4 protein-coding genes are annotated in these 16164 nt (G+C 43.7%); 1 reads left to right on the top strand and 3 read right to left on the bottom strand.

What is annotated here, in order from left to right; genetic code table 11:
- Positions 1 to 76: 76 nt before the first annotated feature.
- A complete protein-coding gene (locus tag NSQ76_RS03865; RefSeq protein ID WP_025092650.1) occupies positions 77 to 1483 on the top strand; it encodes an alkaline phosphatase in 1407 nt (468 codons plus the stop codon).
- Between the two features lie 40 nt (positions 1484 to 1523).
- On the opposite strand, the gene NSQ76_RS03860 is transcribed toward NSQ76_RS03865, so the two are convergent.
- From NSQ76_RS03860 to NSQ76_RS03850, 3 genes are read right to left on the bottom strand one after another with little or no spacing between them, the layout of a single operon-like run.
- On the bottom strand, positions 1524 to 2531 hold the full coding sequence (locus NSQ76_RS03860; RefSeq protein ID WP_341052537.1) for a phosphotransferase enzyme family protein: 1008 nt from the start codon (positions 2529 to 2531) through the stop codon (positions 1524 to 1526).
- Positions 2524 to 8934: an HAD-IIIC family phosphatase gene (locus NSQ76_RS03855; RefSeq protein ID WP_341052534.1), complete on the bottom strand. Its 6411-nt coding sequence runs from the start codon at positions 8932 to 8934 to the stop codon at positions 2524 to 2526. Before NSQ76_RS03855 ends, NSQ76_RS03860 begins: the two co-directional genes overlap by 8 nt.
- Positions 8927 to 16159: an SDR family NAD(P)-dependent oxidoreductase gene (locus tag NSQ76_RS03850; protein WP_341052531.1), complete on the bottom strand. Its 7233-nt coding sequence runs from the start codon at positions 16157 to 16159 to the stop codon at positions 8927 to 8929. Before NSQ76_RS03850 ends, NSQ76_RS03855 begins: the two co-directional genes overlap by 8 nt.
- Positions 16160 to 16164: the final 5 nt, after the last annotated feature.

The raw sequence follows: 16164 nt of genomic DNA, 5'->3' as shown, positions 1-16164 counted from the left end.
GGGAAAAGGGGTTGAACCATTTTGAAGATTCAAATAAAATACAAATTATGAAATAAATGATAAAAGGGGATTTTTCATGGGTTCTATGGATCGTAAAAAACGTATATTTTTTTTCAGCGGAATTCTAGCAGTACTCTTATTAGCTGTCCTTTTCACCTCACATTATGTCACTCCCGTATCAACGAATGCAGCAGACAAGAAACAAACGAAAACACCAAAAAATATTATTTTTATCGTTGGTGATGGAATGGGGATGCCCATGATCAAAGCCTACCGTACATTCAAGCAGGAAAAGCATGGTTCTGTAAAAGGAAAAACCGTCTGGGACCCTTATTTAGTCGGGATGCAGACCACACATCCAGATGATCCTCGAGATAATATTACTGACTCAGCTGCCGCAGCAACAGCCATGGCGACTGGAAAAAAAACATACAATGATGCCATTGCCGTCAATCATGAAAAACAACCTCTTAGAAGTGTCGTTGAAGCAGCGAAGGAAGCAAAAATGAAAACAGCCTTTGTTGTCTCATCTGACATCACCGATGCAACACCTGCCGCTTTTGGTACACATAACGTCTCCCGAAAAAATAAAGAACAAATTGCAGACCACTTTTTTGATGAGAAAATAGGAGGAGAGCACAAAGTTGATATCCTTCTAGGTGGCGGAATGCAATATTTTGATCGAAAAGACCGTAATCTAGTTCAAGAATTTAAGAAGAGCGGATATTCCATTCTGCGATCAAAAGATGATCTAACCTCTCAATCATCTTCGAAAATGCTCGGCTTATTCCAGGAGGACGAGCTGGATCGAGCCATCGACCGTCCGAAGCACGTGCCTAAGTTAAAAGACATGACGCAGGCAGCACTCACCCAATTGAATCAAGATAATCAGCATGGTTTTTTCATGCTACTTGAAGGCAGTACCATTGATTCTGCAGGACATGAAAATGATGTGGTTGGCGCAATGAGTGAGATGGAGGATTTTGAGAAAGCAGTTCAAACAGCCCTCCAGTTCGCGAAAAAAGATCAAGAAACACTTGTCGTCATCACGGCAGATCATGCGACTGGCGGTTTTTCATTTGGTACAGATGGGATGACAAGTGAGACTGGCTACAAATGGGACCCAGTGCCCATCTTAGCTGCTAAGAAAACACCTGTTTATATGGCTAAGAAAATCGCAGACGGACAATCTGTACGTGATGTCCTTCAGACCTATATTGAAGTTTCTCTCACAGAAGGTGAAATCTCACAGGTAGAAAAAGCGGCACAGTCAGGAAAAGCCAGTACGATCCAACTCAGCATTCAACATATTTTCGATCAGCGTTCTTTCTCAGGCTGGACAACCTTTGCCCATACAGGTGAGGATGTCCCTGTCTATGCATACGGACCTGGAAAAACAGCCTTCCAGGGCTGGATCGATAATACAAAGCAAGGAAAGAACCTGTTTCAAATCATTGAATCACCATCCACCTATCGTCCATAAAAACAATCCCCGCCTCATCATATAGGCGGGGATGTTTATTTTAAGATTGACTTAGCTTTGTAAAGTCAAACGTCGTTATAGGTGCTGCTTCTTCAATGTCGGAACGGAAGCCGGCGAGCATCGCCTTTTCTTCTTCTCCGATGTCAGCTAAATCAAATGCTTGATGCAGCAAGCCATAGATCAGCATGTGACGTAAACGAAGGAAATCAGGAATATAGGCAAGCCACTCATCTCCAAGTTCATTCTCTTCACGATAGCCCTTAAGGAACTGTTTCATAAAGTTTCCTGCAAAAGCAGCTTTGTCTTCGTATGGAATTACTGGGTACCACAAGACATTGTATAGCAAAATACTAATGTCATTCATAAACCAGTTGTACCCAATATCATCGAAATCGAAGGTCGTAATTTTCCCTTGATTCCAGTGGAAGTTTCCGTGATGAAGATCCGCATGAACCAATCCGTACGTATCTTGATTTTTCGGAAGCTTTGCCAGCTTTTCCATCAACCGATCCGCTTGTTCGAAAACAAGGGTCTGATCTGCCGGTACATATTTACGCAGTTTCAGCTGCTCCTCTTCATCCCACTCTTGTCTTTTATAACGCGGGTCTGACAAATGATAGCTTTTTGTCAGTTTGTGCATGCGACCTGTGTACTGTCCAAGGGCATAAAATAATTCATCGTTCCAGTCCGCCTCTTCGACTTTACGACCTGGTGCTTTTTCATAGACTCGAAGCAGAAATGCGCCACCCTGCCCATCGTCTACTTGCTCGATATCACGGCCATTTAATGAAGCAATTGGTTTTGCAACGGAAAGTCCGCCCTTCGCTAAGTGATGCAGCCATTCCATTTCACCTAAAATATAATCAGGTGATCTGCGGATGGTATGAGTAATTTTTAAAATGAAAGACTCTCCATCTTTTTTTAGTTCATACACATAGTTTTCTGCATCTGCGATAAAGTGGATATCACTTCGCTTGACCCCGTATAAATGAGTAGCCTCATCTAAAATTTTTGATTCTTCATATATGGCTTTTACATCTTTATGCATGCTGATTCTCCCTCTTCATATATTTTGCTAATTCGCGAATGGTGTGTTTTTCAGCAAAATTCAAATCATCAACATACCAACCCTTCTTTTCAATCTCTACTTCCATTTTGACAGCAAGTAAAGAATTTCCTCCTAAATCGAAAAAGTCGTTGTCAATTCCTACTTTTTCCACATGAAGAATGTCACACCAAATGTCTAAAAGTAATGCCTCACGTTCATTGGTTGGCTGTGCATAAAGTCCTTGATCCTGTGAAAATCCTGTCGTTAATAATGAACGTAGACTATCTTCATCATGTACCTCAAGGGCTTTTACATAACCGCTATGCAGCGTTTGATCTGTTTGAACCGTTTCCCATGTAAAACCTTTAGAAGCGAGATGACTTGCTGCCTCCATCTTGTGATCCTCTTTTTCTTCAGTCGAGTGCTGAGGAGGTGACAGGTGACCGGCGATTTGAATGTGATCACTCAATGAACCGATTTCCCCCACTTGTATACGATACGTTTGCTGCCCCTCGATCTCCTGGATCTGGTGCTCTTCCATAAATGACTTGAATAGTTCATTACGTCCGGTCGATACAAACGTAAATTCAATGGAAGAAAGCTGGTGCTGACGGCTGTATTCGGCGAGCCATGTCAGACATTTTTGCTCAATCCCTTTCCCTAGAGCACGGCAGCTTAGCATCCATGCATCAATTTTCAAGGTGTCGTCTGCATGATGAGCCAAGATCGCTCCTACAATCCCTTCATGACTGAAGCGATCTGCTGCCTCAATGAGCCAGCCCTGAACATGCTCATTTTCCATCCACTCTCTCAGCTGCTGTTCATCAAAGTGCTGATCATTTAAGCGGAATTGGTTAATACGGCTGCTCATTTGTGCCACACGCGCAAGGTGCTGCTCTCCCCACTCTGTTATACTCATGTGCAAGTTCAAATCTTGTAAAAATTGTTCCATTGACGGCGACTCTGCTTTCTCTTTTTGACGAGCTTTTTCAGCCTTGTAGCTCATGGTTCGCCCTCTATCCTCATCCGTAACATCATAACGGTCAAAAGCCCAAGCATGCTCAACAAATAATGGAATGGCTTTTTCATTGGCAGGTAAGAGCAATGTCATCACTTCTGGCAGCTCTTCATTCATTCGCAAGCACTGAGCTGGGTCATCATCTAAGAAAATAAACTGAGATAATGAAAGGTTCAGTGAATCTGCCATTTCTTTTAGATGTCCCGGTTTACTTTCCCAATTGATCCGCCAGTCGACAATATCGTCTTTTTGTAAGACCATATCTGGGTGGTTTTCAAACACACGCCACACATCTTCTTCATTATTTCTGCTGCTTAGCACAAGCAGCATTCCCTCTTGTTGTTTTTGCTTTAAGAAGCGCTGAAGCATTTGATGTTCTGGCGTAATGTCGATGCCTTCCACACCGTCTTCTGAAACAATACCTCTCCACAGCGTATGATCACAATCAATGGCCACTACCTTAAATGGTGCACCTTTCCATGCCACAATCTCTCGCGCGACTTTTGTACCGATGGCACCGCAAAAGACTTCAGTGAATGGGAGATGTGCGGCTTGCTCTCCTTTTTCATCAAAAATGTCATCGAGCTGATATTGCTGAGCAAGGTGACGACAGTCGATCAACTGAACACCGCCTATCTTAGATAACTGAGCAATCCACTCTTGTTCCACGTCTTGCAACGTGTCCCTAAGAGCCGCACTTATCGGCAGTATACCAACGAAATATAGGTTATGTTTTGTTTTTGATTTCAGAACATTTACAAGTTCTTCTGCATGCTCTGAAGCCAGTTTTTTCTTTTCATCCAGTGAGAGATGGGCTGGACCAGCGATATCCTCTAGACGAATGAGGAGAAGATTTGCACCGTTTTTCTTCTGTGAGATAAGGCTGCGCTCATTTAACAGCTCCTGATACACCTGCCCATACGGTGCAAACTGAATATCGAACTGGACATCAAACTGCTTGGTCCAATACTGAATGTAAGGAGCAACTGGATCTGCTGTAAATGTCGAGCTGATTGTGAGCACAAGTGATTCTTTTTTCTCTGCACGATCTCTTTTCTCTTTTGCTGCTTGTTCTTCTTCCTGTGAAAGCACAGCGAAATCCTTGAGCAGTTGATCTGGTGTTTGAACAGCTTGTTCGATCAAGTGCTGGAAGTGCTTGACGAAAGCTTGCATCGTCTCATGTTTAAACAGAGCAAGGTTGTATTGAAGGACGCACTTTAACTCACCCGTTACCTCTCTGACAACATCCATTTTCATATCGAGTTTGGAAATTCCCTTTGCAAACTCATGCGTTTCAAAGGTCAGTCCATCAGCTTCAATTTTAATATTCGGATCGTATTCATTGTGATAGATAAGCATCGTATCAAAGAATGGATTGCGATGCGGCCTTGTTTTTGGATTCAAATGCTCGACCATTTGGTCAAACGGGTATTCTTGATGGTCGTACGCATCGAGTAGAACTTGTTTTGTCTGTACCAATTGTTCTATAAAGGATGCTTCTTGTGCCATGTCTAGTTTGATTGGCAGGAAGTTCGTAAACATCCCAATCGTATGCTCAATATCTGCATGACGTCTTCCAGCCACAAGAGAACCGACAATCAGTTCTTGCTGATCGGCATAACGTGAGAGCAGCAGGCCATAAAGCTGGAACAAGATGACGTTATTGGTCAGCTGATATCGTTCAGCGAGCTGTTCAATTTTCTCAACGATGTGCGGTTCAATATTAAATTTGATCGCTCTTCCCAAAAAGGATTGTTCCTTTCGTTCAAAATCATATGGCATTGTTAAAGTCGGAACATTTGAGCCCATTTGCTCCTTCCAATAATCCTGCTGCTTTTGAAACATCTCGCTGCGGAAATATTTGTCTTGCCACACTGCATAATCTTTATATTGCACAGTAAGTTCCGGCAAGGTTTCCCCGCGATAGAGCTCAGTAAATTCTTTAATAAAGATGTTCATGCTCGCTCCATCAGCGACAATATTATGCATATCAACTAATAACAGATGATCATCTTCTACAATTTTCACAAAACGCACACGAATCAATGGTGCAGCCTTTAAGTCAAATGGACGAATGAATTCATCGATTTGTGCTTCTAATTCTTGTTCATCAGCCTCAGTCATTTCAACAGCAAATTGAAAATCATCATGGACGCGCTGAACAGGTTCTCCATCTTTTAGTTCAAAGGTCGTCCGCAAGGTTTCATGACGATCAATTAATTGCTTAAAGGTCTGTTCAAAGCGCTCGGCGTCGATTTCACCTTTACATCTCAGAGCCATTGGCATGTTATATGAAGTCACTTGACCAATACGCTGATGAATGAGGAATGTTCGTCTTTGAGCGGCGGATAATGGGTACGTGTCTTTCTGTTCCACCTGTTCAATTTTGAAATATTGATGTTTCTCTGCCTTTTCAATGAATGCTTGGAGCTTCTCGATCGTCGGATTGTTGAACATATCTGTGAGCGTTAGTTCTACACCAAACTCTTTGTGAATTTGAGAAATAAGACCAGTCGCATTTAACGAATGTCCTCCAAGCTCAAAGAAGTGATCGTCTCTTCCCACCTTTTCAATTCCTAAAATATCTTTCCACATCCGCTGTAATGTTGCTTCTATATCATTCGCCTCGGTGGATTGATATTGATTGCTTTCTTCTATTTCCTGCCCTTTGTTTTCCTTCGGCACGACCATTTGCACACCTGAAGACGAGGATAAGGCGGCTGTATCTACCTTTTCAATCCAATATCTTTGTCGTTCAAACGGATAAGTTGGCAGGGATACTTTTTGATTCGATTTCTGATTTCGTAATTTTGTCCAGTCCACAGGCACTCCTTGAAGCCAGATGTCACCCAATCTTCCCAGCAGGTAGCGGTCATCTGCTGCCTCTTCTTTCGGGTGACGCATCAATGGAATCGGCTGCTGATGGTGATCCTTTGAGACTTGACGAATAAAGGCGCTTAACGTATTCCCCGGTCCAACTTCAATAAAAATGGGATCAAGCTCCGTTAATAATGTCTCTGCTCCATCACGGAAACGAACTGCTTGCCGCAAGTGATCAGCCCAGTATGCTGGATCTTGCACTGCTTCATGTTCAATCCACGTACCTGTGACGTTAGAAATATACGGGATAGATGGCGCATTCAATTGATACTCAGCTACCTTTTCTTTGAATGATGGCAGGATATCATCCATCATTTTAGAGTGGAAGGCATGAGAGGTGTGAAGCTTTCTGCACCCATGTCCAGCTGCCTCCAGCTTCTCAGCGAGTGCATCAATAGATGCCGTCTCACCAGACACCACACATAACTCAGGTCCATTTACTGCCGCAAGTGAAAGGTCATCCGTCAAATATGACAGCACTTTCTGTTCACTCAAAGGTACGCTCAGCATAGAGCCTTTTGGAAGCTGGCTAATCAGCTGTCCGCGATAACAGACGAGATCTACGGCATCTTCAACAGACAGTAAACCAGATACGGCAGCAGCAGTGTATTCTCCAATACTGTGGCCGATCATCGCCTGCGGTTTGATACCAAAATGAATCAGCAATTCAGCCAAAGCGTATTCCATACTAAACAGAAGCGGCTGTGTGTATTCGGTTTGGTTGATCAATTGAGGATCATCGCTTGCTTCTGTTGAGAATAATATGCTGAACGGGTCAACTGAGACATGCTGTTTGAATTGATTCAAGCATTGATCCAGTGCTTTCTTAAAAACTGGATACTTGTCATAAAGCTGACGCCCCATGTCCACATACTGAGATCCTTGGCCTGGGAAAAGAAAGACGATTGGCCGGCTCGATGTTTGAGAGCTGGCCGTCTTGACCACCTCTTTTGACCTTTGATTCAGCGCCTGTAACATGTCAGCTGTATCACTTCCAAGAATGACACGTTTATGCGGGAAATGATGGCGCCCTGTTTGCAGCGTATAGGCGACATCACTTAAACGGATATGCTGCTGATGCTGAAGTAAATAGTCAGCAAGGCGATCCGTCATTTTTTCAAGGGCTGCCGGTGTTTTCGCAGATATTAAAAGAAGTTCGCTATCTTCTGTGCGATCTGCTGGGACACGTGCAGCAGGTGCTTCTTCTAAAATGACATGAGCGTTTGTTCCACCAATCCCAAATGAGCTTACACCTGCCCTGCGAGGAGAGGCCTGCTCGCTCCATGGCGTCAAATCCGTATTTACAACGAATGGAGAATCAGCAAATTCAATTTTTTCATTCGGTGTTTCAAAATGAATCGTTGGCGGAATCACTTGATGCTTTAAGCTTAATACGGTTTTAATAAAGCCGGCGACACCTGATGCATCATTCAAATGACCAACATTTGATTTGACAGAACCAATGCGGCAAAAGCCTTTTTTATCTGTATCAAACGCTTGCTTGAGTGCTTCAATTTCAATCGGATCTCCGAGTGTTGTTCCGGTTCCATGTGCTTCAATATAAGAAATGGATTCAGGTTCAACCTCAGCCATTCGAAGTGCTGTCTTAATAGCTGATACTTGGCCTTTCGTACTCGGTGCCGTATACCCTACTTTTCTATTTCCATCATTATTAATAGAAGATCCTTTAATAACAGCATAAATGTGATCGCCGTCTTCAATTGCATCCTCTAAATTTTTTAAAATAACAGCTCCTGCACCATCTCCAAAAACGGTTCCATCTGCTTTATTATCAAAGACGCGGCAGTGACCGTCGGAAGAATGGATCATTCCTTCTTGATATAGATAGCCCGATTTTTGCGGCAGGCGAATGGACACACCGCCTGCAACAGCCATATGACAGTCTCCGCTTAATAAAGCCTGAACAGCTAAATGAATCGACACCATCGAGGTCGAGCAGGCGGTTTGCACCACCATACTCGGTCCTTTTAGATTTAATTTATACGAAATCATCGTCGCCAAATAGTCACGCATATTGAGAACAGCAGCTTCCAGCGTTTTTGAATCCTCACCTTGAGCTGCCCCTTGAAGTGCTCTCATGACCCATTCTGTATTGATTCCTGCACCTGTATAAAGACCGATTTGCCCTTTATATTCAAACGGATCATACCCAGCATCTTCAAGTGCCGTCCAAACACATTCATGAAACAGTCTGAACTGCGGATCCATCATAGCCGCTTCCTTTGGAGTATAGTCAAAGAAATCCGCATCAAATAAATCGACATCGTCAAGCATCCCTTTTGCTTTGACAAAACGAGGGTTTTTCAATAAGGCTTCATCAGTTCCTTCACTTCGTAATTCTTCCTCTGTAAAAAAGGAGATTGTTTCTTTTCCTTTTTTCAGATTCTCCCAGTATTCATCTACGTTTTTGGCACCTGGAAAACGACCTGCAAGACCGATAACAGCAATTTCTGCGCCATGATAGTGATTCGTTGTATCATTCATTCTCGATTCCGCCTCTCAATCTTTTATTCCGTTGCTGTTTAAAACGAGCTCTTCGATCACCTGATGTGACGACGGCTAGTTCTTCTTCCATCGTATCTTCCTTTGATTCCTCAGAAGGCTGAATATATTTTGCAAGCTCTGCGACAGATGGATACGTAAACAAGGTCACCACTGCTTCATTTGTTTGAAGTGCTTGATTTAACCGATTGGTCACTTGAACAATATCCAGCGAGCTTGCACCTAAATCAAAGAAGTTGTCGTGAATGCCCACTTGCTCCATGCCCATAAAATCCTGCCACACTTGACAGATCACTTTTTCAGTTTCATTTCGAGGAGCCACATACGGATTGCCCAGCTCTGGTCTTTCGTGCTTAGACACTTCATATGAATCCGCACTCGCTGCAGCCTTCGATTCTAATGACAGCCATTGATCTATCCGTTCTTCAAGATTTCCTGTGGACACGAGCATGTGACGATTCTGCCGGTTAGACAGAACATATTGGAACAGCTCAGCACCCTCTTCTGGTAAAATCGCAAGCTCATTAATCGATTCACCAATTGTGGATTCTAGCTCACCCCAGAAATTCCACGCATCCCAGTTCACACACATCCATGGAGTTTGACTATTTTGATTGAGTCTAGCTGCAAATGCGTCCATATATAAGTTAGCTGCTGAGTAAGCAGAGAATCCTAAGCCCCCGAGCAGTGCACTTATGGATGAAAAGAGGAGACAAAAATCCGCTTGTTCTTGCTCCAGCAGCTGCTCTAGCACATCGAGCCCTTTCACTTTTGATTGGAATTGATCCTCTCCCTGCGCCAGTGTAGATGGGATATCTTTAATGGCTCGGAAGGATGTACTTCCTGGTAATCCTGCCGCATGGAACACACCATCAACGCCGCCATGCTTTTTGCGAATGATTTCAAAAACATGTTTCATCTGCTTAAGATCTCCTGCATTCGCCTGCACCGCTTCTACTGTTGCACCTAATCGTTCAAGCTCGAGTACCTTCTTAATTCTCGTACGCTGCGCTTCATCGGCATTCTCTTGTTGTACAAATGACGCCCATTCATCTCTTGGCGGCAATGCCGTTCTTCCTGTTAAATAAAGATGAACATTTCCTTCTTTCGCCAGCATCTTTGATAGAACAAATCCAATGCCGCCTAAACCACCCGTGATGAGATACACACCATTTGGCCTGATCAGTTTCGGAAGTCCATCTTCTTTTTGCAGCGGCAAACGTTTGTAGCTCTGCACCCAGCGTTGACGATTGCGATACGCTACAAGCTGGTCTTTTCCAGGCTGCATAATTTCCTGCCCAATAAGATCGACAAGCTCCTGTTCCTTCCAAGTCATAACATCCGGCACATCTTCCACATCGATATTCCAGCATTTAATGTGATGGTATTCCTGTGAAATGACTTTAACCGGCCCAAGCATTGCGCTTTTCTCTGCACATATCATCTCATTCCCTGTAACTGGCTGAATTCCGCTAGTGACAGTAAACAAACAGCATTCTCGAATATTTTTTTGTGCAGCAATCGCTTGAGATAAGAAAATTAAGCTGTAATAGCCCTTTTCAATGTGCGTCTGAAATGCAGCTTGGCGATTCAAGCCGTCCTCTTCTTTCGCAGATTCCCATAAATGCAGAATCCGATTGATATTGATACCTTTATTAGACAATGAATCTAGCATGTTTCTGTAGTGCTTACCTTCTGCCGGATTGATCGTAAACGCCTGCTCCAGCTCTTGATAGACCTCACCCTTTGTGACAAAAATGACCTTGATTCCTTGTTCTTTGAATGATTGTTCAAACAGTTCATGAAAGGCATCCTGTTCCTTGAAAATGAGCCACGTTTGCTCTTCTGGTTCTTTTTCGAAAACTGGTTTTAGAGGCTGCTGCTCCCATGAAGGCAGATAGAACCATTCTTTCATCTCTTTTTTCTTCGTTTCCTTAGGAATGGACAGCTGCGGAGAAGCGGGCTTCCCTGCTTCAATCCAATATCGTTTTCGTTCGAATGGATATGTGGGAAGCGATACAAGCTGTCGTTCCTCTTGAGTTGGATGCGGCTGCGTTTTGACCTCATAACCGCCTGCCCATAGCTCTCCTATACGTTTTAAGAAATACGCATGGTCATCCGCTTGTTCCCTTGCATGCCTCACCATATTTAGGACATCATGATGAGACTCTTTGTTTTCATGACGTTTCGCTAATGCCGTCAAGCTGTTTCCAGGTCCGACCTCAATGAGAGCTCGTACTTCATCGGTTAACAGCTGTGATAAACCTTCATGAAAACGAACGGTTCCACGCAGATGGTTGGTCCAATAAGATGCTGTCATCACCTCTTCATTTGCCGCCCAGGTACCTGTCACATTTGATATGAACGGGATCGTAGGCTCATGCAGTTCTACTTTCTCTACGAATTGTTGAAACGCCTCAAGCATCGGCTCCATCATATGGGAATGAAAAGCATGAGAAGTATGGAGCTGTCTTGTCACAATTCCTTTGTCCTGTAATTTCTTTTCAAAAGCGGTGATATGCTCTTCTTTACCAGAAACGACACAAAGGTCTTTTGCATTGACTGCAGCAATCGAAAGTGATTCATCGATGATCGAATTCAGCTCCGCCTCGGATAATTGCACACTAAGCATGGCGCCTTTTTCCATTCCTTGCATCAACCTGCCTCTTGCCATTACGAGTGTTAATGCTGACTCCAGAGAAAAAACCCCTGCCAAGCAAGCGGCAACATATTCTCCGATACTGTGCCCAATCATTGATTCTGGCTCAACACCACTATGCTGAAGTAATTTTGCTAATGCGTACTCAAATATAAAGAGAAGCGGCTGAGCATTTGACGTTTTTGTGATGTCTTCATTCGTTTCATCCTCTGTAAAAACAATGCCTTTTAAATCAACTTGCTCCGTCTCCATTACATATTTGAAGCATCTATCCACTTCCCATTTGAACACTGGTTCTGCATCGTATAATTCGCGCATCATGCCAGCATATTGAGCACCTTGACCTGAAAACATAAAGGTAGCTTTACGCCATTTTTTGCTTCGGAACACACTGGTTTCAAGCTGTTTTTGCTGCAGCCATTCATCAGCAGACGCAAGCACGATCGCTTTTCGGTATGGAAATTGCTTTCTGCCATAACGCAATGTATAAGCAATATCTTCAAGCGAAACTTGAGGATGCTGGATCACATACTGCTTTAATTGATCTGTCATTTTCGCTAAAGCGGTATCCGTTTTTGCAGATAAAACGAGCAGCTGCTTTTGCTTAGAAGCTGACTTTTGCTTCGCCTGTATGCCTTCTTCTATGATCATATGGGCATTTGTCCCGCCGATACCGAAGGAACTAATCCCCGCTCTTCTCGGCTTATCTGATTCCTTCCAATACAGCGCCTTTTGATTCACATAAAACGGTGTATCTTTAAAAGGAATCTCCTGATTGGGTGATTCATAATGAATGGTTGGCGGGATCGTTTTATGCTGGAGTGCCAAAATGGCTTTAAATAGACCTGCAATCCCTGCCGCACTATTTAAGTGTCCGACATTACTTTTCACTGAACCGATCGGAATCGTCAGCGGATCTGTCCCTTTGAACACTTGGCTAAGGGCGGATACTTCAATTGGGTCTCCCATTTTTGTCCCCGTACCATGCGCTTCTAAATAACCGATAGACGCGGGATCTATACCTGATTTTTCATACGTTTCTTTTAATACCTCTGCCTGCCCTTCCACACTCGGAGCGGTAAAACCAGCTTTTCGGCTGCCATCATTGTTCACGCCAACCCCTTTGATCAACGCATGAATCGGGTTGCCATCTCTTATCGCATCTTCATAACGTTTTAACAGAACGATCCCCGCTCCATCTCCGAAAATGGTTCCGCTCGCCTCTTGGTCAAACGGACGGCAATGGCCATCTTTTGATTGAATCATTCCATCTTGATAAATATAGCCGATATTTTCTGGAGAACTGACCGTCACACCTCCTGCCAGCGCTGCATCACATTCTTGATTCAATAATGCTTGACAGGCCATGCCAATGTTGACAAGTGAGGTCGAACAAGCTGTCTGCATCGTCACACTAGGCCCGTGTAGATTCAATTTATAAGAAAGCTGCGTACTAAAGAACTCACGATCATTTAACAGCATTGCGCTGAATTGCTCGGTTGCTTCCATTTGATGTGCAAAGCGTGTCAGCCATTCATGATTTGGGCTTGTTCCTGTATAAACTCCAATTTTCCCTGCCATTCTATCAGGGTCACAGCCAGCATCCTCCAGCGCTTCCCAAGCACATTCATGCAAGAGCCTGAATTGTGGATCCATTAGCTCTGCCTCTCTAGCAGAATAGTTGAAGAAATCTGCATCAAAACCTTCAATTTCTTGTAAACGTCCTTTTGCTCCAATGAAATTCGGATGTTGATAGACTGACGCATCCAGCCCTGCTTTCTTGAGTTCTTCTTCTGTGAAAAAGTGAATCATTTCCTCGCCATTCACAAGACGCTGCCAAAAGTCTTCTAGCGATGAAGCCCCTGGGAATCTTCCTGCCATTCCGACAATCGCAATATCTGGATTTTCCTGTGATGTATTTCTTTTTGGGAAAGAAGCTGGTGTTTGCTCACATTCCGTTTGTTCTTTAAATAAGTATTCAGAAAGACTTGCAACTGTAGCAAACCGATACAATTGAACAGTGTCAATTTGTTGATCCATTCGCTCAGAGATTTTTGCTGCAAGCTGAGATATATCAAGTGATGTCGCACCAAATTCAAAAAATGGCGAGTCATCATCCATTTGATCAAATCCAAAATGAGTTTGAACAATGGTGTGAATATCTTTTTGTAAAGAGGCGAGTGTAGGAAAGTCACGCTTCACAGCCTTCGGCTTTTGTGGTTCAATAGCTGCCATCGTTTTTGTTTGTACAGAGAAATCTGTTTTATGAAATGGATAGCCTGGAAGCGGAATGCGCTTCCTATTCTTCTCCTCTGTTAAAGGAAAAGCTAAGTCGACCCCCATTTCCCAAAGAACACCTGCGACTTGCATCAGGTCTCCATCAAGTGGTTCGGTTGTTTTTTCTGCTCCCTTTTCAACCACAATTCCTTGTTTCTTTGAAAGATCAATCATCAAGGCTGTTGATTCTTGCTTGAACAAAGGCGATTTTACAGGCTGTTCTATATCAAGGAAACGCATTGCAGACGATGGATCGAAAGCAGCTAGTTCCTCCCCTGTCTGCGCAATGTAAACAGGCTGTTGGAGTGTCTTCTGAGGCAATGCAGCCAGCTTTTGATTGATCATCTGGTTGTCATGAAGGCGGTATACAATAGATGCCGCCTCTGTTAGCTCAAGCCCATCTGCTGCACATAAAGCTGTCCACACCCCGCTGCCCTCTCCAATCCATACGTCTGGTTCAATTCCGAGTGATCTTAGCTGGCTGGCAAAAGCCAATGTCATGATCAGCATAGCCACTTCTGCGTGACCGTTTTGTTTGAAATGGAACAGATCGTCTTTTTTAATAGGTATCACGGATTGGACGAGGCTCATTAAACGATCCACTTCTGTTTTAAATGAAAGATCTTTCTCATACAGCTTGATGTAATCACTTAATCCTGCTTCATGAAAACCAGTCAGCCTCATGTTTATCTGCTTATAAAGAAGACTTTCTCTGCCTGGCGTCTCTTCGTTTAGCACATGCAGCTGTTCTAATAATTCATCACGTGTGGAGCAGACAAGCGTTTTTCGATATTTGAAGGCTTTTCTTCCCCTTTGTAAGGTATAAGCTGCTTGACCAAGTGAGAGTTCATGATGTGAGGAGACATATTCCTTCAAGTTTTTTGTCATGTTCTTCAAATCATGCGTTGATCTGGCTGACAGCACGATTAATTCTTTGGTCGAGGTCGTGCTGTTTGCTTCTCTCGGCTTTGCCTCTTCTAAGATGACATGGGCATTTGCTCCCCCTATACCAAAGGCACTGACTCCAGCTCTCCTTGGCAAATGAGACGTCTTCCACTCCTCTTTATCTGTTCCAACATAAAATGGTGTTTGATCAAATGGAATACGGTGATTCGGCTTCTCAAAGTGCGGCATTGGAGCAAATTGTCGATGATGCAGCATCATGACTGTTTTGATAAAACCAGCGACACCGCTGGCGGCATCTAAATGCCCAATATTGGCTTTGACTGACCCAAGTCGGCAAAAGCCTTTTTGCTCTGTTTGAAAAGCACGAGTAAGTGCCTCAATCTCAATCGGATCTCCAACAGGCGTACCTGTTCCATGTGCTTCGATATATGAAATTGTCTCTGGCTCTGTTTCGGCCATTTCTAAAGCAGATTCAATGACACTTGCCTGTCCACTGACACTTGGGGCTGTATAGCCGACTTTGTTGCTTCCATCATTGTTCGTTGCAGATCCTTTTACAACAGCATAAATAAAATCTCCGTCTTCTATCGCATCTTTTAGCCGTTTTAGTGCAACAACGCCTGCACCTTCACCAAAAATGGTCCCTTTTGCTTTTTCATCAAACGGACGGCAATGTCCATCAGGGGAATAAATCATTCCTTCTTGGTATTGATATCCTGTGATCTGTGGCTGATGGAGTGTGACGCCCCCCGCTAGTGCAAGGTCACATTCGCCGCCGATTAATCCTTGGCAGGCCATATGGATAGCAACAAGCGACGTGGAGCAAGCCGTTTGCACTGATACACTTGGGCCTTTTAGATTTAATTTATAGGCAACCCGGGAAGCGAAGGACGGGTCATTGAGATGCATGATTTGAAACACATCTTCATTCTTTTCAAGAGACGACATATGCTGCCCCATCCACGATAAATTGCTAGATGCCCCGGCATAAAGGCCAATTAACCCTTCGTATTGCTCAGGCTCATAGCCAGCGTCCTCTAGCGCATGCCATGTGCATTCGTGCATCAATCGAATTTGCGGGTCCATAATGGATGCCTCTCGCGGAGAGTAGCCAAAAAAGTCTGCATCAAAAGAAGATGCATTTTCTAAATATGGCTTCGCCTTCACATAATCAGACCGTTTTAACAGCTTCTCATCTACACCCGCTGCCTTTAATTCTTCATCAGTGAAAAACGTAACGGATTCTTTCCCTTGCGATATATTTTCCCAAAACGATTGGACATTCGGTGCTCCGGGAAACGTACCTGCTAATCCTACGACTGCAATTTCAAGTCCAGATTCGATCCATTGCTCTTGATCAGACATACGCT

It is taken from the genome of Bacillus sp. FSL M8-0256 (assembly GCF_038005765.1).
In the GTDB taxonomy this organism is placed as follows: Bacteria; Bacillota; Bacilli; order Bacillales; family Bacillaceae; genus Bacillus; species Bacillus safensis.
The sequence above is the reverse complement of the archived record's forward strand: the minus strand, read 5'-3'. Positions and strand labels throughout refer to the sequence as shown.

Bases quoted from the DNA above. Each gene is read 5' to 3' on its own strand.
- NSQ76_RS03860 (WP_341052537.1), bottom strand. From the start codon at position 2,531: ATGCATAAAGATGTAAAAGCCATATATGAAGAATCAAAAATTTTAGAT.
- NSQ76_RS03865 (WP_025092650.1), top strand. From the start codon at position 77: ATGGGTTCTATGGATCGTAAAAAACGTATATTTTTTTTCAGCGGAATT.
- NSQ76_RS03850 (WP_341052531.1), bottom strand. From the start codon at position 16,159: ATGTCTGATCAAGAGCAATGGATCGAATCTGGACTTGAAATTGCAGTC.
- NSQ76_RS03855 (WP_341052534.1), bottom strand. From the start codon at position 8,934: ATGAATGATACAACGAATCACTATCATGGCGCAGAAATTGCTGTTATC.